We start from the raw sequence: 19785 nt of genomic DNA, 5'->3' as shown, positions 1-19785 counted from the left end.
AAAAGAAAAATGAAAAAAGCGCAAACAGTAGATGACTGCCTGCGCTTTTTTTCATTTTTCTTTTCCATTTAGCTTCGTTAAATAGGCTACTGCATCTTCAAAGTTGTCAACCGGCACGATCTTCATGTCAGTGTCAATATCCTTTGCTGCAATGAGTGCATCTTCATAATTCGAACCCGCTGCTCCGTTTTCATTCGGGGCAAAGAATATTTCGGCTCCAGACTTATCGGCTGCAACAATTTTCTGTTGAATTCCACCAATTGGACCGACTGTCCCATCATCAGACATCGTCCCTGTACCCGCTATGTCATATCCATTTGTAAGATCGCCTTTCGTTAATTGATTATAAATTTCCAACGAAAACATTAAACCAGCCGAAGGACCGCCTATATGTTCTGAATCTATGGCAATCGCCGGTTTTGTGGTCACTCTTCGATTGTCATCCAGCGAAATGCCGATTCCTACCCTATTTGGGTCATTTTTAAAAGGCTGCAATGAAAGAACGGCCGTTTTCTCCGTCTCTTCCCGCTTATAAACTATTTTAACTTCATCTCCAGCCTTCTTTTCGTTAATATAGTCCATGAATTCCTGTGCAGACTTGAATTTAACATCATCAACTTGAATGATTTGATCGCCCGCTTTCAGCTCTTTTGCTGCTGGCATTCCTTTTAGCACGTCCAAAACATATACACCCAGGTACTCGTATTCGACTTCTTTCCCTGCTTTTTCATATGCGATCTTAATGGCATTATTTTTAGAACCATCCATTAAATGGAGCTGCCTGATATTATATTCTTCATCTGTTTCATCTTCGCTTCTGATGGAGGTTTCAGGATAAAGCTCCTGATATTTGCTCCACTTCGCCATCATGTAGGAATATATATTCGCCCGGCCCATCCTTACAGTGGTTAACATAAAGCTTCCTTTTGCTTCATCTCCTCCCGATACCTCAATGATTGGCTCCAATTCTTTAGCCATTCCTGGTTTCGATACATAAAAAGGTAGGGAATAAAGGGCTGATGCTATGAGAAGTATAGCCACCACCAGGAAAGTGCGTACATACGTTTTACGGCTCATCTTCAAAGGACTCCTTCCAAGTAACAATGCTCTGCTTAATTTGATCTATCTTACCTCTTGCTGCTTCTTCTCCAATACTAATTATTTCCTGTACGTTTGTAAATGATTTCGAGCTGTATTTCTCAACCCTGGGGCGTATCATGACGTCTGAAGCAAACTCCCTGCTTTTAACCAGCTCCATTTGCAGGATATCGAGGCTTTGCATGATGACGTCATATATGGAGTTTATCTCCATATCCTGTTTCACGTGGGCTACATCCACACCAATTATGATGTCTGCTCCCATATCCTTCACAACTGAAACAGGAACCCTGTCAACTACGCCGCCATCAACAAGCAGTCTGTTTCCGATTCTTTCGGGAATGAAAATCCCGGGAATGGAGATGCTTGCCCTTACAGCCGGCGCGATGGGACCTTCCTGAAAAATGACTTTTTCCCCCGTTTTTATATCAGTGGCTACCACCGCCACAGGAATATCAAGTTCTTCAAATTTCTTGCCATATGTAAATACCCTGATTAAATCCTTTGTCCGCTTACCCGAAATGAAGCCCATCTTAGGTATGGTGAAGTCCAAATAATACTTCCGCTTAAATGCACGGGACAACTTATACAGCCTCTCGATATCCGACCCCGCTCCATAAAAGGCTGCAACCATTGCTCCCATGCTGCTTCCAGCAATCATATCTATCGGAATGCCTTCTTGCTGCAATACCTTTATCACGCCAATATGTGCAAACCCCCTAGCTCCTCCTGACCCAAGTGCAAGCCCGACCTTTGGTTTCGACAAAGATATCCCTCCCGCTTTAACTAGTTCAAAATATTGAAATAACACTCATTCAAAGTTATGGTCTTAAACGGATTTATAGAAGCATATTATTTATATTGACAGTGAAACAAGCATGGCAGATATATTCCATGCAGCCAATGTAAGTGAAGGGCTGCGCGGAAATTCCATTGTGCGGATCATACCTCTTTACATGTCGGTACAATCCTTATTCCATCATGCGCTTACTTTCGAGAAAAAGAAGTTCATATTTTATTATATACGAAACGAACTGCCCTTATTTAGTAACCTTCAAGAGGAGGCTGAATTTTGCTAAAATCAAAATCTAAAACAGTACTGTTAGCTACCTCCGTCACGATGATGGCAGTTGGCTTGATCATCTTCCCCCAAGAATCCTTTGAAGCTTCCAAAGGCGGACTGAATATTTGGTGGACAATTGTTTTCCCTTCGCTTCTGCCTTTCTTGATTTTCTCGGAGTTATTAATCAGTTTTGGGGTTGTCAGGTTCATCGGTGTCATGCTCGAACCATTTATGCGTCCCTTATTCCGTGTACCAGGAGTGGGAGGTTTCGTTTGGGCGATGGGGCTTGCATCAGGGTTTCCAGCCGGGGCGAAATTCACTGTAAGGCTTCGTCAGGAAGAACAATTGACCCGCATTGAAGCTGAAAGACTCGTTTGTTTTACTAATTCATCCAATCCATTGTTCCTATTCGTTGCCGTTGCCGTTGGTTTTTTCCACAACCCTCATTTAGGGATCATCCTTGCACTTTCCCACTACCTAGGAAATATTTGTGTAGGCATCATCATGCGTTTTTACCGTTGGAAAGAAGAAAAATCCCATGCAAAAGTACTGACCAAGCTCCCCTCCATAAGACAAGCCTTTAGTCAAATGCATCGAACCAGAATAAAAGAAACAAGACCATTTGGCAGTTTACTTGGAGATGCAGTACTCTCATCCATCCAAACCCTATTGATGATCGGGGGGTTCATCATTCTCTTTTCTGTGGTGAACAAGCTTTTATTTCATATGAACATCACCGGATTGCTAGCATCTGGGGTCGGAGGAATTCTACATATTTTTAATTTCCCGGATTCCTTAAGCCTTCCCTTCATATCAGGTATGTTTGAAATGACTCTAGGTTCAAAATTAACCAGCACGGTCGAAGAGGCGACACTCTTTCAGCAAACCGTGATGACAAGTTTCATCTTAGCTTTCAACGGGTTCAGCATTCAAGCGCAAGTTGCCAGCATCATTGCCGCAACGGACATTCGTTTCACTCCCTTTTTTCTGGCTAGGATTGCACATGGCCTTCTTGCATCCATTATCACCGTCCTGCTTTGGGAACCATTCTATAAAGGCAAAATGTACAGCGGCAGCCCGATAAACGCATTCCCGGTCAGCGGATCCGGTGACCACGCGAATTCCCTATATCAAAGCATGCTTGAAATAGGTCCCATTCTAACACTCGTGTTTTTGATCCTATACATCATCATATTTACCAAAAGGTTATTCAAAGGCCTTTCGTAAACCAAAAAAGAGCATTGCGCGTTGGCAATGCTCTTTTTTCTATCCTTTCAGTTCCTCGTATTTTTTGGCCAGAGCTTTCTGGACGACACTTGGCACTAGTTCGGAAATATCCCCGCCATACTTCGCTACCTCTTTCACGATACTCGAACTCAAGAAAGAATATTGATTTTTCGTCATGATAAAGAATGACTCTATTTTATTGTTAAGGAATCGGTTCATCGAAGTTCCCTGCATTTCATATTCAAAGTCTGAAGTCGCCCTCAATCCCCTGATGATGGCATTCGCGGAAACGCTTTCAGCATAGTCGACCGTCAATCCCTGATAGAAATCCACTTTAACATTCGGCATATGGGCAGTCGCTTCAGTAATCAGTTCCAGTCTCTCCTCCACTGTAAAAAGAGAGTTTTTCGCTGAATTGTTCACGATGACCACATATACCTCATCAAAAACATTCGCTCCCCTTTGAATGATATCAAGATGACCAAATGTTATTGGATCAAAACTCCCCGGACAAATCGCTATTTTGGACATTCATAGTTCCCCCTGTTCGTGTACGTTTCCCCATTGATAAATCGTAACGGCAATGACGCCATAAACTTCTTTTCTCTTAACGGTAAAGTCACCAACTTTTTCTGGCAAAGTAACATCATGGCCATGCTCACAAACAATGTATCCCATATCGTTCAGCAATCGGTATTTATGTATTTCTTCAAGAATCTCAACTAGCTTTTGTTTCTTATAAGGTGGATCAAGAAAAATCAATTCAAAAGTCATTTCCCTTTTCACCAAAGCCTTTAATGCACGTTCTGAATCATTTTTATAAACTTCTGCACGGTCTGAAAACTTGCATAGTTCCAAATTAGCCTTAACCGTTTGATTTGCTTTAAAATCCCGGTCGACAAATATGGCTTTTTCCATGCCTCTGCTTAACGCTTCAATTCCCAGTCCACCGCTTCCGGCAAACAAGTCGAGGACCAGCCCTCCTTCGAAATAAGGACCAATCATGTTGAAAATGGATTCCTTGACTTTATCAGTAGTCGGCCGGGTTCCTGTACCCGGTACAGCCTTAAGTGGTCTTCCTTTGCAAATTCCGGAAACGACCCTCATCATTCTCACCACATTTTATGACAAATTTCTGTTACTTTCCTATCCTAACATATTAGAAAAAGCTAGCCAATATTTAAACCCATTTGGCTTCATTTCAATGATGAAAAGAACATAACATTTCGTACCACGGATAGTAGATATCCATTCTTTTTATAAATCTTTTACATGTTGAATAATAAAGTGGTTTTTGGCAATAATGTGAATAACAACATTCCTTTTTAGGTGTTGTTGCCAACCGCGGAGAAGGCTTACGTTTCCCCATAAGTTCTTCCTCCGGTTTCTCCTCTCCCTTTGCCTTCTGGTCCTTAGTTAGACATAGAAGGACCCTGCATATTTTTGCAGGGCTTTTTTTATTGATAAACCACTTATTTCTAATTTCCTTTATCATCATTCGTCAATGAAGTTGTCCTTCTCTTTTATGAGGGATAATGATAAAGTAATGAATAATAAGTTAGTTAGGAGAGGTTTAATTGATTCAACGTTTTATTGAAATTGGACAAGGATATTCCGATATATATGAGTTGCTGGAAGTAGGCCGCAATCAGAAACATCGAGTTGCAAGGCTCTTGGCCATGCATACTACTATAAATGATAAAAAGGTAACGTCATTGGTCATCATCATGGAGCCCACAGATCCCGGGAAATTCCAGCCGCTTTACATTTGCCGTGAAGGTATCCCTAACCCACATGCCACCAAAAACAAACGCTATGAACTTTTTGAGAACTTGGCTGAGGAACTGGATAGGCCAATTATTGAAATCGACGTGAAACCTTCGGTGCTCTTTGCAGAAATCGAGTTGTACTACCAGCATTTAATCGGCATTTTGCGAATGAATAGATATCTGCCGCCATTAGGTTGAAAGATGTTGCTGCCCTGAAAATGAAAAAGCTGACTCCGCATGAGTCAGCTTTTTTCAAATTCCCATTTTATAATCATATTCTTTCGCTTTATCCGGTTTGGAGTTTTCGAACTCCACCTTCAAAAAAGGCTTGTAAGAAAGGTCCACCTTTTTAACGAACGAATAATTATTCAGTTTTTCCACCAGTGGTTCCACTTCATCCATATTCGTATAAAGCACGACATATTTCAACTTTTTTGAAACATAATGGATATTTCCAAATTTCCTAAGCATTTTGGCTTGTTTCAATGTATGTAAATAGACGATGATTCCCTGTCTCGCTCCAAGCATATCAATAACTCCCTTTTATAAAGGTTTTAACTAAGTGTAGCATAGCAGAATCTTTACTTTCAACCAAGAAAAAAAGATTATAAACAAAATTCTCTCACTATTATGAATATATACACTGTGAAGGGAGCCAAACAAACGATGGATTTAAACCAAATTTGGCATCAATTTATTGATCATCTATTGGATAATGATGAAATTACCCAAGCTTCGATAAAAAAGTTCACAGGAATCCCCTTTATATATATCCATTATCATCCGGCACCAAATGATGATGGTAAGCTTTCTCTCTTAATAAAAACAGCCGCAAGCCTTTCAATGCGTGGCAAGCAGCTTCATTGTGAAACCATTTTCGTACGGCAGGAAGAACATTTATATGTATTCCGGCATCGTTTTTATGTGCCGCAGCAAAAGATGTTTTGCTGCGGCAACCTTTGTCCGGATTGTATTTTATATCGCAGTTAATCGCTTTTTGCCACGTATCCGGAATATGTACAATGAAAGAACATGCATCGGTTCATGACCATGTCTCGGCGAGGTTCCAAACATGACACAGCCACCGAACTCCGTATTAATGTCGAATTTCGATGGCTGCATGTTATATACCGGCCCTGAATGTTCCCAATCTGGCCATTACCTTAAGCAGAGCACCCGCAACTTCCCCCGGTTCCGCAGCTTCCCGTTGAACATCCGCCGGATGAAACAAAAAATGGATTCCCAGCCGGGGTTTTGACCTGTTCAGAAACAGCTCGGCCAATTCTTCCGCTTATTTCATCAAGAACGGATTGCAACTCGGTCTCCGCCCGCTTAAACCTTGCAACGGCAGGATGCATATCCATGTCTCGTTTAGCTTGCCTCGTTTCTAAATTAATGCGTTTATAATCCGGATGATATTTACCGAACCTTTGAACATCTTCAAATAGATCCTTAAGCGAAGTAAACTTGGAAATTATCCGCTGGGCCTCTTTGTCCTTTTGTAATTTATATAAACTAAGGAGGTATTCTTCCCCTATTTCAGAATGAAGGATCATTTCAGCTAATCCATCAGCCTGATGTAAAATGTCGATGATTTCCATAGTAGCAAGCATTAACAAGCTCACCTCCACAACCATTTTACCATTTCTCCCTTTTAGATGCTAATGGTTTGATTAAATCGAGGAAGTGATATGTACCTCAATCTCTTTTTGCAGCCCTGTTTTTTCACCTGCACCATTCAAAATCTCCAGCTTTATCTTATGCATGCCATTCGGGACATCCTTTACGATAAATGCTGCCGTTTTCATATCGACTTTCTTTTGATTATCAATAAATACGGACACAGTCGCCAATTGTTCAGGATTTGATTCAGAAAAACCATAGTTTTTCAAGTAGCACTCAACGTAGACGGAGTTGCCTTTTACAAATGTTTTTACCCGAAAGTCCTCATCTGAGTTTTTGATGCTCGATACAGTGGTGGCAGCCTCTAGTGTAGATACACCTTGTATGGCTACTCCTGAGTTTTCAGGTTCGGGTATTTTCTTGCCACAACCCGTCGCTGCCATCAACACTGTTAGAGCCAATATCAACTTTCTCATTCCATCGTCCCCCTTTTGCTTTTATTGTTCGCCAAAAGGAGTAATTTACTCTTATTTTCTTCATTCACTTGGAGCATTCATCGCTTGAAACATATGAAGCATCATTGAGGCAACCTGAACGCTTTCCGAAAATTTAGAGACCCGATGTGGAATCGACTTCTCAAAATAATATTTAGCTTCGGTTTCAAACACATCCACTTCATGTGGATTACGCATTAATCTTTTGTACCATGCAGGCTGAACCCTCAAATAATTTCGCATATCTTCGTTTGTTTGAATGAATTCATATATATTCTGGCGCATGAAAAACCCTCCTTAATCTTTGGTGAATAAAAAAGGGTTAGCTCTCTGCTCTTTTTCTTTTGGGGGAGGACTGGTATCACCTGATTTATTCCCTTGGAAAGCAGATAGCACTCCTTGGATTGCACCGATGGCCTGATTGGCATTCGTAATATATTGTTGAATCTGCCCCATATCCATGTTTTTAACGGCACTCATTAACGAACCGATCAACTCAGTGCTTTGGTCTCCCTTTTCAACCGGCGGTGATGGAGATCCTGTATCCTCTTTGGGCTCACCCACACTGCCGTCAGCCTGCCAGCGCGGATGATCTTCTCCGAGTAAATACCACTCTTCAAAAAGTTCCTGCCATGTTGCTTGTTTGCTTCTCACTTCATTCACTAAATGAGGATGTTCCTTTACAAACTCCCGAAATCCATCCACGGAGGGCCGCTTTCTTTTTGCCATTACTCTCACCTCACACTTAGACATCGCCTATTGCACCATATGCTAAAGGTAGATAAAAAGTGCATAAATTCCTTTTCAAATGCAATGGGGTGTGGAAGCGGAGTCCAAGTTCGTTATGTAAAAACCTCCTTTAGCAAACGATCCTCATCGAGGGGAATGCAAATGGTTGGGACCTTTTTCAATTTAAAAATATGATCCACAACAAGAAAACGGACCCAAACCGGGTCCATTTCAGACTGTAGTCAAACTCGATGAAAAACGAGTTTGTCTACATTTTTTTGCTTGTACAAATTTCGACGTTGATTTCCACTTCAGGCACTCGCTTTCCGCGGGCGGTCCGGGAGCCTCCTCGGCGCACTTGCGCCTGTGGGGTCTCCCTTGGACTCGCTATTCCCGCAGGAGTCTCGCACCTGCCGTTCCAATCAACTATGTTTTAGCCTACAGTCTTTTGTTTTGAAATAGATCTATTAAAACTTGAAGTGATGAGGATGCTTTCGAAACATATTTCCATTCGAGATCAACTTGTAATGATTACTTTAGATTAACTGGTGCCGGCGAACCATTTGGTCAGTGAGGCTTCCATTGACTTCACTTTCATTTATGACTTGGTGAAAGGTATGTATTCAGAGGTAGGACGCGCAGTATTGTTCCAGTTATTTTAGTTAAACTGTCATTCATTCAATATACCTTCGTTATTCGTTCCATGCGTAAAGCGATTGAAGAAGCTGAAAAAAATATGGCTTACCGTTGGTTCTTAAATAAGCACCTCACTTCTCAAAGTTCTGAAAAATTATGAGCGACGTTTTAAAGATACAGACCCGTTTGAACAGATTTTCTATCGCACCTTAATAACAGCTGCTGATAGAAAGTTAATAAGCGCTGAACACGTATTCGCGATTCCACACATGTGAAAGCCAATGCGAATAAGCGCAAATTGAAAAGAAAATCGTACGCATAGAAACACGAGCATATCAATGACGTCTTCCAGATGAAATAAATCAAGATCGTGAAAACCATGGAAAGAAGCCTTTTCCACTAGATAAATTTGATAAGGAAGAAGCAGATCATTGCGTCTTCATCAAGATATAAAATCTATATATGCGAAACGCAAAGAAACGGTTGAGCGTATATTCGCAGATGCAAAAGAAAAGCATGGTATGCGATGGACTACTTTAAGGGGACTTGAAAAATTGCCGATGCATGCGATGCTTACTTTCGCTGCCATAAATAAAGAAGATGGCCACGTGGACATGGCAAGGTCCTAAAATGGCATAACATAGTGGCTCGAAGTGCTTAAATCTCTTAACCTTTGGTCAAAATTTCAAAGGGAATATTAAAGGTTCGGAATTTTTTAATTCCGAACCCTTTTTGTCTACAAACTGAGACGGACCCAAACCGGGTCCATTTTTTTATCTCTTTATGAAATTCTGGGTGTAATACTTTTTATATACCCCGACGCCCAGACCTGTAAATTCCTCGCTCAGCATCGCATCCCGATGCCCTTTGCTATTTAGCCAACCTTCCATGACTGCAGCTGCATCCACATAATTGGCTGCTATATTTTCACCGGCCGCCCTGTATTTCACATGACCTGCATCAAGACGATTTTCCAAATCCCCCTTTGTTTCAGAAACATGGGTTCCTTCAGGGGTGTCCTTCATTTCCCGGCTATGAAGGTAAGCAACCTCCGCAGTAGCGGCATCCCATTCTAAAGGCTTCAAATCAAATCTGCTGCGCATGATATTCGTAATATCGAATATTTGCTGCTCATTTCCATCTTCCACTTTCGCCATGTCCTCATCTGAAAGGTCCTTAACTGTCACAAGTTCACCATGATAGGTCAACTCATATGGCTTTTGTTTCAATAGGGCGGAATCATTCAAAAATCGGATGCTTGAAACAGTCCCCGTGAATTTATCCAAATAAAGCTGAACATTAATATTCCCTAAATCAATTAACGGCCTCATGTTCATATCTTCCTCCGACAATTCAAAACGATAGGAACTGTGACCAACTTCAATATCAACAGTAGGTTCCACATATAAACTGGAATAGATGGCATCAATCGATTGTCCAATTTTAAAAGGAGCGACATTGACCTCATCACCGATTCCGTAAGCAGATACCACTTTTTCATTTTCAACGGCTAATTGGAAATAATTATTATAGTCCTTTTTATAAACCCACCATTCATATCCATAGGCAGACAAATCAATTCGATCCGGCTTACCGTATTCCCTTTCTATCTCTTTTGCATTTTTCCCGATCGTTACTGCCAGACCTTCTGTCACTTCAGTAACCCCTTCCTTTTCAGAGGAAGTGCTTCTTTCATTTATATGTCCATTGGGGTTAACACCTTTGTTACCATCAATAAGAGGGTTCCCTTCATCTTCATCGCCGATATTAAGATAAATACCGATTACGAAAAAAATAATGATTAACACCAACACCTTACCTAAACTGCGCAGAGGAACACTCCCTCTCTCTATCTAATTTATGTATCCAATGCAAAAACCTTTCTTTCCTGATTATATCACTGTTCAATCATAATTTTCTAATTTACGATAGACTGCCCCTTCATTAAATTTATTTAAAAAATGGAACTTTTGTGAATGATTGAAATACAATGGTTGAGTTCATTGCAACTTCAACCATTTCGTACTATTATAAAATATAGGATAAAATGGTATATTATAAACATACTTGGAGATTTTTAATATATTCATGTACATAATATTTTCCCGGTATGTCATTTTAATTCTCAATAGTAAACATAGGAGGTACTACTCGTGAAATTTGAAAGCTTTGGAATCGAAAACATCACAGCCGACTTAAACCGACTAGATGACCTAATGCCGCAATATGGTTTAATACGAGCAGAACAATGGGATTACGAAAGAGTCAGTTACGATCGTAAGTTCGAATTAAAAGAAGGCACGTTTTACCTGAGAATACTTGGCTATGCTACAGAGGGCGATGTTGGCGCTCACAGGGCCGTCATCAAATTAATGGTTCCTCTATTAGGAAAACACTATTATCCACACGGAGTTGAATATGGTGAAGGAGAGGATTTCCCTGCATCACTAGTTAAACAAAGTGAAAAAATCCTCGCTCAAATCAAAGAAGAACTTACACAATTCAACGGCCTGTAAAAGCCGTTAGCGAAAAGTGGGTCAAAGAGAGAGGATCATGTGTGATGCTCTCTTTTTTGTTCAATACAAAAGCCTGATGCTTTTTTTGCACCAGGCTTTTTGTCATTTTAAAATCCAAGGATCGCCTTTATTAAAGATGTTGTTTCGCCGCCATGATAAATCACATAAAGCAGGATGTAAACAGCTACTCCAGTAATCCCAGTGAAAAACCAAATGATGCTGGTCGCCGGCCCGATTTTCTTATGAATCGCGAATTTACCTTTAAACCCAGTGGTAAGCATGATGATCCCCAAAACAGCTCCAGTTGTTGCAAGCGTTATATGGAAAATCAAAAAAATCGTATAATAAATTTTTATGTCATCGGGTCCGCCAAATGACGTACTACCAATGAAGACCGTCCGAGAAAGATATATAGTGAAAAAGATCACCGCAAAAATCGCAGCTGCCATCATGGTTTTTTTATGGGTCTCGATTTTGCGTTGTTTAATTTGATACCAGCCTATTGCAACAGTGATGGCACTTAATACAATGAAGGCTGTACTTATCGTTGGAAGGATTGGTAAAGACATATGAAGTGTAGTCCTCTCTATATTTATTAATCAACTACCATTTTATAAGAGGCAATCGTAAAATTCAATAAAATCAAGGATTATTAACAGAATGCTCACTTTTAAAGAATAGCCAAGTCAAATCACTGGCAATTTGCTTTAATTCGAAAATCAGGCAAAGGCAGATAAAAGACTTGTCCGCCCCAAGACAAGTCTTTTATCTTACAATTATTCTACAGTCTGAAAATCCGAAGGTATCGGATCGATATCACTTTGGCCGCCATTCTCCTTTTTGAACCAAGCAAAGAAAATGACACCTAATACATAGCCTAAAACGATTTCTTGAATCACCTTCATCAGAACCCCACCAAGCTGTTGATCCTCAAGCAACGGCAGTCCATTGAACATTTCCGGGCCACTGAGCGTTAAGCCCGACAGTGCTGAAGCAGGAACGCAAAGTTCCATGGCACTCGCCCAAGATTCCGCATTCGTAAATGTATCATACATCGGATCATTAGCAAAAATGATTAAAGCGCAAGCAGGGGTCATTAGAATGCCACTGCCGAAAATATAAGCTACTTTTTTCACACCTGATAGACTTTCACGTTCCGGCAGTTGATTGACAAGCGGGAACCACATCAAAACGGCAGTCGTAAATAAAAGGACCGTGTATCCGGCATGAAACCACATACCAGTTTTGATAAAGTCGAATACTAACGGGATATGGTACAGAGAGAAAAGAACATTAAATAGTAAAAGGGCGACAAGAGGTTTCGTGAAAAATTGAAATAACGTCTTCACTCCCCTTGAATTTATGAAAGTTCTTATAAGCCAATCTGGAACCGCAATGATAAATAAAGGCGGGATCACGAGATAAAGCAGTGCCATTTGAAACATATGGGCACTGAACATGATATGGCTCAATAAGTCCAGTGGCGATCCTTTTACAACATACAGAAGGAACATGGCTATCAAAAAATAAGTAGCCTGTTTAACGGAAAGCGATGAACTGCCCGAAAACTTTTCCCTTTTTTTTGTCACCAGCCAAAAATAGCCAACGGTTATAAGTACGAGGACGGCAAAATAATAAGGACTCCATAAAGCACGAAATCCGAAAATATCAATAGACAAAAAAATCACCTCGTTCATGAACTTTTTCTTACTTTCATTATATCTAAAATGAAACCTGGTAACAAATATAGATAAACTTGGATTCATTTTCTAGCTCATCACATAAAGAAAACCGGCTATCATTCAATAGCCGATTTTCTTTATGGTCTATAACCAAACAATCGTTGTGAACACAAGGACCGTTATCAAGCCGACTGCAAGCCCGGAAAATAAGAACAATGCAATGGTGCCATGACCTTTATGCTTCATATGCATGAAATAATACAATTGGAAAATCACTTGTACAACTGCCAGCAGCAAAATGACTGGTTTAATGAACCAATGTGAAAAACCCTCAATTCCTACAGCAGCAAAAGCAAGTAATGTAAAGAAAATCATAAGTGTAAATGATATCACTTGGTGTTTCATCTCTTCAGCATTTTTCTTACGGCGATATTTTAAATCGACATTCGGGTTCGCTGAATTTGATTGTTCATTCGCCATCAGTTATCCCACCATTCCCATTAAGTATACGACAGTAAAGATAAACACCCAGACTACGTCAATGAAATGCCAATATAGACTCGCAACATAAAATTTAGGAGCGTTATATAAATTCAAGCCCCTTCTTGCATTCCGAACCATTAGAGATATGATCCAAACCAAACCGAAAGCAACGTGTCCTCCATGAAAACCAACTAACGTATAGAACGCGGAGCCGAATGCACTGCTCGTAAAGGTATGATGGAATTCATGAACATAGTGATTAAATTCATAAATCTCAAGACCTAGAAAAGCAAAACCAAGTGCAACCGTAATTACAAGCCATGCTTGCATTTGTTTAAAATGGTTATTTTTCATATGGTACATCGCATACACACTGGTTAATGAGCTGGTCAATAACAGCATGGTTGCTACAAATGTCAGTGGTAATTCGAACAAGTCTTTAGCTAAGGCTGCTTCACCATTTGGAACTTTATCCTTCAATGCAAGGTAAGTTGCAAAAAGTGAGGCGAATAGTACCGTCTCTCCACCAAGAAACAACCAGAATCCCAAATACTTATTTTTACCTTCTAAAGTCGCTTTCTCGGGAGAAGCAGGCCAAGTGGCATCCGTGAATCTTTCATCTGTTTGCATTATGCCTTACCTCCCTTGTCTTTATCGTCCATAAGTTCTTCTTTATGAATGTGGTATCCATGATCGTCTTTAACGGAACGGATAAACATTGAAACGAATGTGATCAAAAGTCCAACAATCATTATAGGAAGGGTCCATGTCTTATCATCCATATTATATAAAGCTCCGAATGCGGCAACAAATAAACCCAAGGCAATCGTTAAAGGAAGTATAGATGAATTCGGCATATGGATATCCCCCAGTGGTTCTGCAGGAGTCATTTCCTTTTTCCCTTCCATTTTTTCAACCCAGTAAGGATCCAATCCGCGGACAAGCGGAAGTTGTTTGAAATTATAAAACGGCGGTGGTGACGGAATGGCCCATTCAAGCGTACGGCCGTCTCCCCATGGATCATTGCCGACTTTCTCATTCTTAACAGATGTAATGATGATATTGATGACCATAACCAATACCCCAAATGCCATTAAGAAGGCACCGACTGTACTGATCATATTACCTGTATTGAGGCCTTGATCGTCCAAGAATGTAAATACGCGACGAGGCATCCCCATTAGACCTAAGAAATGTTGGATGAAGAATGTTAAATGGAAACCGATCAAGAACGTCCAAAATGTGATTTGTCCCAATTTCTCGCTTAACATCGTTCCAAACATTTTCGGCCAATAGAAATTGATTCCAGCCAGTAAGCCCAATACAACCCCACCGACGATTACATAGTGGAAATGGGCAACAACGAAATAACTATCATGGTATTGATAATCAGCAGGTGCTGACGCGAGCATGATTCCTGTCACGCCACCCATGGTAAATGTAGGGATAAAGGCAACAGCATAAAGCATCGGTACCGTGAACTTGACGCTTCCTCCCCACATCGTAAAGATCCAGTTGAATATCTTAATACCTGTCGGTACTGCGATAGCCATGGTGGCCACGGCAAAGATTGCATTCGCGATAGGACCTAAACCAGTGGTAAACATGTGATGCGCCCAAACCATGAAACCTAAGAAACCGATTAAAACGGTTGCAAATACCATCGATGAATATCCGAATAATCTTTTTCTAGAGAAGGTAGCGAAAATCTCGGAAAAAATACCGAAAGCAGGAAGGATCAGGATATATACCTCCGGGTGACCGAATATCCAGAATAAATGCTCCCAAATGATCGTATTTCCGCCCGCTGCTACATCAAAGAAATTCGAGCCGAACATCCTATCGAACATCATTAACACCAATCCTACCGTAAGCGGAGGAAAAGCGAATAATATCAATGCGGAAACAACGAAAGTTGACCATGTAAACAGGGGCATACGCATATATGTCATACCAGGCGTACGCATATTAATAATGGTTACAAGGAAATTGATCCCCGCAATTAATGTTCCCAATCCTGATATCTGCAATCCCAGGACGTAAAAATCAATACCATGGCCTTCGGAGTGCAGGGAAAGTGATGCATATGATGTCCAGCCTGCATCAGGAGCCCCTCCTAAAAACCATGAAAGATTCAGAAAGACTCCTCCAAAGAAAAACAGCCAAAAACCTAACGAATTCAAAAATGGGAACGCAACATCACGTGCCCCTATCTGTAAGGGTACGACCGCATTCATTACAGCAAACACCAACGGCATGGCTGCCAAAAATATCATAGTCGTACCGTGCATGGTCAATATTTCATTATAAAATCCGGCACTTACGAAGTCATTATTTGGGATTGCAAGCTGGATACGGATAAACATCGCTTCCAAACCGCCGATTACAAAGAATAACCCGCCAGAGATAAGATATAAAATGGCGATTTTCTTATGGTCTACCGTCGTCAGATAATCCCAAAGCGTAGCGCCAAATCCTTTTTTATTAGCGTACGTACTCACGATTTAACCTCCTTAATCAATGTTCTATTTGTCTTCCACCTTAAGCTCTAATAGATAAGCTGCCAGTGCATTAATATCTGAATCCGAAAGTTCACCGTAAGTACCGGTCATCGTGTTGCCCGGCTTATACTTCTCAGGATCCTTGATCCATTTCTTCACATTCTCTTCCGTATGATCCAATACGCCAGCTACTTTTTCACGCTCACCGAATGTAGCCAGATTCGGAGCCTGACGAGCAGCTTCAGGCCTGCTGTCATTTGGTGTCACCGCATGGCAGCCTATACAACTTTGATTAAAGACATCTTCACCCTGTTTGGCTAGATCACCTTCAACGACAGGTTCCTTCGAGGCTTTCATATCTTTAGTCCATGCTTCAAAATCGCTTTTAGACTTCGTTATGACCTTAAAATCCATCAAAGCATGTGAAGGACCGCAAAGTTCAGCACATTTTCCGTAGAATAAGTTGTTCGAATCTTCTGCCTTTTCACCGTCGAATTCTAAGAAAAACTGATTGACCCCTTCTGTATTTGTATCCATCTTTCCTCCGACGGACGGTACCCAGAATGAGTGCTTAACATCTGAAGCAGTTAGATTGAAGTACACTTTTCGATCTGTCGGAACAACCAGGTCCTGACTTGTTACAACGCCAAGGTCTGGATATTCAAACTCCCACCAATAAAGGTTTGCCCTAACATTCACGACAAGTGCATCCTTCGTTTTTCCATCCTTATCTTTCTTATCCATTGCCTTTGTGTCGGCTAAGTCAAAAGTCGTGACGACGGTTGGAACAGCCAGAACAATTAAAAGAAGGATAGGAATAACAGTCCAGATAATTTCGAGTTTATGACTTCCCTCAATTTGTTTCGGTATTGTTTCGTCGCCTTCCTTCCGACGGAAGCGTAGTAAAACTACAACGAACAAAATAATCACAACAATAATAACCAGTACCATGATTAGTGTACTCAATATCAGTAAGTCATACTGAGATTGCGCAACATCGCCAGCTGGCTTCAGCGCGGATAGAAATGGTTCGCCGCAGCCCGAAAGGACAAGTCCTACAATACCCAGCAGAGCAATTAGGCGCCATTTGTGCAGCCTTTTTTTCATAGCTTCAGAAACCCCTCTTTCGTCAAAATTTTCTCACAAAAATAAAAATGGGCGCAATTGCGAATATTCTCTCTATGTCAATTTCTAAAAAGAAAGAATCCCTAATCTAAGGAATTATAAGTTGATTCATGTAACCGCTCTTATGTATGCCCCTGTTGGTTCCGTTAATATGTATGAATGGCGGTCAGAGCTTTATTTATCAGTAAACTGGAGCCTGTAAAAGAACAGGCCGCCAGTTTATTTAAACCAAAACTAGATCAGTGTGACAATAACCATCGCTACAAATAAAATGGTCATATAATTTAAAGAATATACAAACATGGATGTTGCCCATTTAACATCGTCTTTCTTTTTATACCCCTTAATTCCCAAAATAAGCCAACCTGTGCTCAATAATGCAGCAAGAATAACTAGCGGTGTTCCTAATGGGGTTAAAAAGAAAGGAATGAACATTAAACAGATGATCCATAGCATAATCGACCTTTTTGCAGCCTTGAATCCTTTTACGACCGGAAGCATAGGTACTCCAGCTGCTCGATATTCTTCGACACGCCTCATTGCAAGTGCATAAAAATGAGGCGGCTGCCACAAGAACATGATCGCGAACAGGACCCAGGCGATCTTATCAAGGCCCGGGTCTACCGCAGCCCACCCGATAAGCGGAGGCACAGCTCCGGATATACTTCCTATTATCGTATTCGAGACAAATCTACGTTTGAAAACCATAGTATATAAAACAACATAGGCGAAGACGCCGAATGCACCCAGTATGGCAGTTGTCATATTAGTCAATGCAAGTAAAATCAGCCCTGCAGCAATTAAGCCGAAACTTAACGCCAATACCTTTGAAGGCTGTACTTTCCCAGTTACCGTTGGACGGTTTTTCGTTCTTTCCATTAAATGATCGATATCACGGTCATAATAATTATTGAAACTGCAAGATCCCGCCATTATGAGCGCCGAACCTGCAAGTGTATAAAACACTACATCTAGATTGCTTAAAAAGCTAAGCCCCGAAAAATGAAGAGCTAACCACACGCCGGTAAAAGCTGTAATTATATTTGAATTGACGATCCCCACTTTTATAAGTGCGAGAAAATCCTTCCAAGCTGTTGTTTCAGGTATATCCGATTGAAGGGCGGCTTTACTGTCCTCCATGACAGCTTCTGACAAACCCCTTGTTTCTGACATTTGTTTTCCTCCTTTAAATCATTCAGCACGACGCAAATGCAAAAAAATACTTACATATGCTATAGAACATTATTTCATACTTTTTGATATTTGTAACCAAGGAAGCGTAAACAAAAAGTAAATTATTTACCAATGACTGTCGTCAATGGAATCCATCGAGAGCTATCATTCTTAATATCATGCTTAATAACAGTAAAATTTAGTAAAATCATTTCTTCAATATATTAAAACACATTTTTGGAAGCTTTTGTGAAAATTTTTCGGATATTTTTTGACCAATTTGTGTCTCAATAATTTACTGCTCCTGTAAGATGTTCATCAAGAACATGAATAGTATGCTATTTTCATCATCCCCTAGGCTCTATCCCTATTTTGCTCCTACTTGAAGGTTTACACTCCCTTTATTTCTATCAAAGTCTTTTGTAACTTTCAACTATTTCAGGCATTTTAATTAATAGTTATAATATTAACTGAACTTGTAAAATCATTCTATTTTGTGTAATATCGAGGAAGTTCGACAAATATTATGAAAAATCTTATGCTATTATTAATTTTATGGAACAATCCTAATTTGCTACAGAGAAAAAGGTGGGACTACTAGTGAAATCGTCTCTTAAATGGTTTGCTGTTTTAACAACGATTGTAATGCTTTTCATCTTACTTGGCGGAGCTTTAGTCACGAAGACGGATTCCGGCATGGGATGCGGCAGGTCCTGGCCATTGTGCAATGGCCAATTGATCCCGGACAAAATCACGATTGAATTGGTCATTGAACTTTCCCATCGTCTCGTTTCAGGTGCTGGAGGATTCTTGGTTTTAATTTTATCGTATATGTCTTGGAAAAAAATCGGCCATATCCGTGAAGCACGTTTCTTATCCGTCCTTTCTTTTGGTTTTCTGTTACTACAAGGGTTAATCGGGGCCGCTGCCGTCATTTGGTCACAATCCGATTTTGTCCTTGCCCTTCATTTCGGCATATCGCTTATTTCCTTTGCTGCCGTCTTTTTACTGACATTGTTGATTTTTGAAGTAGACAAGAAGTTCGAAGCGGAAAAACTTATAGTTGACAAACGAATGAAATTCCATATCATTGGCGTATTGATTTTTTGTCTCGTAGTCGTATATACAGGTGCTCTTGTAAGGCATACAGAATCAAGTCTTATCTGTAAGGATTGGCCTTTATGTGTAAATGACAGCCTTGCACTCCCCTCTAACCTTTATGAATGGATTCAGATGGGACACCGTGCAATCGCAGGCGCCATTTTCATTTGGGTATCATATGTGGCTTATATCGCAAAAAAACATTACAAAAATCAAAAAGTGTTATATGGCGGTTGGATGGCTGCATTCATTCTCGTATTTTTACAGGTTACCGCTGGAGCCTTCATCATTTTCTCAAGGCAAAACTTATATATCGCATTGACACACGCATTATTCATTGCCTGCTTTTTTGGTGTAATGAGCTATTTGATGCTATTGACATCAAGAAGCAAAAAAAATGCACTGGCCAAGCAAAAAAGAAACTCCACGCACACAGTCAAAGGACAGGATGAAAAGGATATAACACCAACAGTACCCGCCCGTTAATTTCTGATTGTTCAATCAATAATATAATAGGACAAAACAAAAACCACCATTCCCCTGGGGAACGGTGGTTTTTGTTTTG

22 protein-coding genes and 2 pseudogenes are annotated in these 19785 nt (G+C 40.5%); 7 read left to right on the top strand and 17 right to left on the bottom strand.

Features of this window, described 5'->3' with window-relative positions; genetic code table 11:
- Nucleotides 1–51: 51 nt before the first annotated feature.
- Together MHB45_RS05385 and MHB45_RS05380 are read right to left on the bottom strand one after the other, a co-directional pair.
- A complete protein-coding gene (locus MHB45_RS05385) occupies nucleotides 52–1077 on the bottom strand; it encodes a SepM family pheromone-processing serine protease (protein WP_048684565.1) in 1026 nt (341 codons plus the stop codon).
- Nucleotides 1067–1864 (bottom strand): patatin-like phospholipase family protein, encoded by a 798-nt coding sequence (locus tag MHB45_RS05380; RefSeq protein WP_034313939.1) that lies wholly within the window; start codon nucleotides 1862–1864, stop codon nucleotides 1067–1069. The genes MHB45_RS05385 and MHB45_RS05380 overlap by 11 nt, the downstream gene beginning before the upstream one ends.
- Before the next feature lie 306 nt (nucleotides 1865–2170).
- Between MHB45_RS05380 and ylbJ the strand changes: the two genes are divergently transcribed.
- Nucleotides 2171–3388, top strand: coding sequence for a sporulation integral membrane protein YlbJ (ylbJ, locus tag MHB45_RS05375; RefSeq protein ID WP_048684560.1), 1218 nt, complete (start codon nucleotides 2171–2173; stop codon nucleotides 3386–3388).
- A 39-nt stretch (nucleotides 3389–3427) separates the two neighbouring features.
- Here ylbJ and coaD read toward each other — a convergent pair whose 3' ends face one another.
- Together coaD and rsmD are read right to left on the bottom strand one after the other, a co-directional pair.
- Nucleotides 3428–3919 carry a pantetheine-phosphate adenylyltransferase gene (coaD, locus tag MHB45_RS05370; protein ID WP_034313942.1) on the bottom strand — a complete coding sequence of 164 codons (492 nt, stop codon included), beginning with the start codon at nucleotides 3917–3919 and terminating at the stop codon, nucleotides 3428–3430.
- On the bottom strand, nucleotides 3920–4495 hold the full coding sequence (gene rsmD, locus MHB45_RS05365; protein ID WP_048684558.1) for a 16S rRNA (guanine(966)-N(2))-methyltransferase RsmD: 576 nt from the start codon (nucleotides 4493–4495) through the stop codon (nucleotides 3920–3922). It abuts the gene before it with no gap.
- 470 nt (nucleotides 4496–4965) lie between these two features.
- Here rsmD and MHB45_RS05360 point away from each other — a divergent pair, with 470 nt between their 5' ends.
- Complete coding sequence (locus MHB45_RS05360) at nucleotides 4966–5355, top strand: DUF7147 family protein (RefSeq protein ID WP_048684555.1); 390 nt, start codon at nucleotides 4966–4968, stop codon at nucleotides 5353–5355.
- A 54-nt stretch (nucleotides 5356–5409) separates the two neighbouring features.
- Here the strand turns inward: MHB45_RS05360 and MHB45_RS05355 are convergent, their stop codons facing one another.
- Complete coding sequence (locus MHB45_RS05355) at nucleotides 5410–5685, bottom strand: YlbG family protein (protein WP_048684554.1); 276 nt, start codon at nucleotides 5683–5685, stop codon at nucleotides 5410–5412.
- A gap of 138 nt (nucleotides 5686–5823) precedes the next feature.
- Between MHB45_RS05355 and MHB45_RS05350 the strand changes: the two genes are divergently transcribed.
- Nucleotides 5824–6147 (top strand): hypothetical protein, encoded by a 324-nt coding sequence (locus MHB45_RS05350; protein WP_048684550.1) that lies wholly within the window; start codon nucleotides 5824–5826, stop codon nucleotides 6145–6147.
- A gap of 173 nt (nucleotides 6148–6320) precedes the next feature.
- Here MHB45_RS05350 and MHB45_RS05345 read toward each other — a convergent pair whose 3' ends face one another.
- Genes MHB45_RS05345 through MHB45_RS05330 form a run of 4 tightly spaced genes read right to left on the bottom strand, consistent with a single transcriptional unit; the run spans nucleotide 6321 to nucleotide 8003 of the window.
- A complete protein-coding gene (locus MHB45_RS05345; protein ID WP_048684662.1) occupies nucleotides 6321–6770 on the bottom strand; it encodes a YlbF family regulator in 450 nt (149 codons plus the stop codon).
- Between the two features lie 60 nt (nucleotides 6771–6830).
- Nucleotides 6831–7256 carry a hypothetical protein gene (locus tag MHB45_RS05340; protein WP_048684546.1) on the bottom strand — a complete coding sequence of 142 codons (426 nt, stop codon included), beginning with the start codon at nucleotides 7254–7256 and terminating at the stop codon, nucleotides 6831–6833.
- Between the two features lie 60 nt (nucleotides 7257–7316).
- Nucleotides 7317–7559, bottom strand: a complete 243-nt coding sequence (locus MHB45_RS05335) for a YlbE-like family protein (RefSeq protein ID WP_034313959.1) — start codon at nucleotides 7557–7559, stop codon at nucleotides 7317–7319.
- Between the two features lie 12 nt (nucleotides 7560–7571).
- The gene (locus MHB45_RS05330) at nucleotides 7572–8003 is read right to left on the bottom strand and encodes a YlbD family protein (RefSeq protein WP_048684542.1); all 432 of its coding nucleotides are present in this window, start codon (nucleotides 8001–8003) and stop codon (nucleotides 7572–7574) included.
- 545 nt (nucleotides 8004–8548) lie between these two features.
- On the opposite strand from MHB45_RS05330, the pseudogene MHB45_RS05325 reads away from it, so the two are divergent.
- Both MHB45_RS05325 and MHB45_RS28225 read left to right on the top strand, forming a co-directional pair.
- Nucleotides 8549–9062 (top strand): annotated as a pseudogene (locus MHB45_RS05325) (transposase); the annotation flags it as partial.
- An 8-nt stretch (nucleotides 9063–9070) separates the two neighbouring features.
- Nucleotides 9071–9278, top strand: a pseudogene (locus MHB45_RS28225) (transposase); the annotation flags it as partial.
- Nucleotides 9279–9412: 134 nt separating this feature from the next.
- On the opposite strand, the gene MHB45_RS05320 reads toward MHB45_RS28225, so the two are convergent.
- Nucleotides 9413–10447, bottom strand: a complete 1035-nt coding sequence (locus MHB45_RS05320; RefSeq protein ID WP_226990469.1) for a CAP domain-containing protein — start codon at nucleotides 10445–10447, stop codon at nucleotides 9413–9415.
- 345 nt (nucleotides 10448–10792) lie between these two features.
- On the opposite strand from MHB45_RS05320, the gene MHB45_RS05315 reads away from it, so the two are divergent.
- Nucleotides 10793–11155, top strand: coding sequence for a YugN family protein (locus MHB45_RS05315; RefSeq protein ID WP_034313973.1), 363 nt, complete (start codon nucleotides 10793–10795; stop codon nucleotides 11153–11155).
- Nucleotides 11156–11262: 107 nt separating this feature from the next.
- On the opposite strand, the gene MHB45_RS05310 is transcribed toward MHB45_RS05315, so the two are convergent.
- From MHB45_RS05310 to cyoE, 7 genes are all read right to left on the bottom strand, one after another.
- Nucleotides 11263–11724, bottom strand: coding sequence for a DUF420 domain-containing protein (locus tag MHB45_RS05310; RefSeq protein ID WP_048684536.1), 462 nt, complete (start codon nucleotides 11722–11724; stop codon nucleotides 11263–11265).
- A 207-nt stretch (nucleotides 11725–11931) separates the two neighbouring features.
- Nucleotides 11932–12843, bottom strand: a complete 912-nt coding sequence (gene ctaG, locus MHB45_RS05305; RefSeq protein ID WP_309247788.1) for a cytochrome c oxidase assembly factor CtaG — start codon at nucleotides 12841–12843, stop codon at nucleotides 11932–11934.
- A 138-nt stretch (nucleotides 12844–12981) separates the two neighbouring features.
- Nucleotides 12982–13317 (bottom strand): cytochrome c oxidase subunit IVB, encoded by a 336-nt coding sequence (gene ctaF / locus MHB45_RS05300; RefSeq protein ID WP_048684534.1) that lies wholly within the window; start codon nucleotides 13315–13317, stop codon nucleotides 12982–12984.
- Nucleotides 13318–13320: 3 nt separating this feature from the next.
- Nucleotides 13321–13950 (bottom strand): cytochrome (ubi)quinol oxidase subunit III, encoded by a 630-nt coding sequence (locus MHB45_RS05295; RefSeq protein WP_072272694.1) that lies wholly within the window; start codon nucleotides 13948–13950, stop codon nucleotides 13321–13323.
- Nucleotides 13950–15821: a cytochrome c oxidase subunit I gene (ctaD, locus tag MHB45_RS05290; protein WP_072272693.1), complete on the bottom strand. Its 1872-nt coding sequence runs from the start codon at nucleotides 15819–15821 to the stop codon at nucleotides 13950–13952. The genes MHB45_RS05295 and ctaD overlap by 1 nt, the downstream gene beginning before the upstream one ends.
- A gap of 24 nt (nucleotides 15822–15845) precedes the next feature.
- Nucleotides 15846–16928, bottom strand: coding sequence for a cytochrome c oxidase subunit II (gene coxB / locus MHB45_RS05285; protein ID WP_048684529.1), 1083 nt, complete (start codon nucleotides 16926–16928; stop codon nucleotides 15846–15848).
- 252 nt (nucleotides 16929–17180) lie between these two features.
- On the bottom strand, nucleotides 17181–18119 hold the full coding sequence (gene cyoE, locus MHB45_RS05280) for a heme o synthase (protein WP_034313989.1): 939 nt from the start codon (nucleotides 18117–18119) through the stop codon (nucleotides 17181–17183).
- A gap of 600 nt (nucleotides 18120–18719) precedes the next feature.
- Between cyoE and MHB45_RS05275 the strand changes: the two genes are divergently transcribed.
- Nucleotides 18720–19706, top strand: a complete 987-nt coding sequence (locus MHB45_RS05275) for a COX15/CtaA family protein (protein ID WP_034313992.1) — start codon at nucleotides 18720–18722, stop codon at nucleotides 19704–19706.
- The last annotated feature ends 79 nt before the right edge of the window (nucleotides 19707–19785 follow it).

Source organism: Peribacillus sp. FSL K6-5616 (assembly GCF_038008245.1).
Taxonomy (GTDB): Bacteria; Bacillota; Bacilli; order Bacillales; family DSM-1321; genus Peribacillus; species Peribacillus frigoritolerans.
The sequence above is the reverse complement of the archived record's forward strand: the minus strand, read 5'-3'. Positions and strand labels throughout refer to the sequence as shown.